This is a genomic window from Paraburkholderia sp. SIMBA_054 (assembly GCF_046534875.1).
GTDB classification, from domain to species: domain Bacteria; phylum Pseudomonadota; class Gammaproteobacteria; order Burkholderiales; family Burkholderiaceae; genus Paraburkholderia; species Paraburkholderia hospita.
Genome location: NZ_JAWRXV010000673.1, coordinates 1 through 276 on the forward strand (window position 1 = coordinate 1; position 276 = coordinate 276).

Consider the following 276-nt stretch of genomic DNA (forward strand, 5'->3'; position numbering starts at 1 on the left):
CTGGAACGGCGGATGGATGCCATTGCCCACAATGTCGCCAATGTCTCAACGGTCGGTTTCCGGGGCGAGGGCACCAAGTTCGATACCATCGTTTCGAACAAGGCCAGCGACGATGTGAGTTTCGCTACGGCGGGCAAGAGCTTCATCCGTACCGAAGCAGGCCCTATGATCAAGACCGACAATCCGCTGGACGTTGCAGTCAAGGGCGATGTCTGGATGTCGATCTCGACACCGCAGGGGCAGATTTATACGCGTGACGGGCGCATGAACATGCTG

At 57.6% G+C, this 276-nt stretch carries 1 protein-coding gene; it reads left to right on the forward strand.

The features are described 5' to 3' along the window. A partial coding sequence (locus tag SB822_RS56790) for a flagellar hook-basal body complex protein (RefSeq protein ID WP_410859065.1) occupies nucleotides 1-276 on the forward strand: 276 nt, incomplete at its 3' end.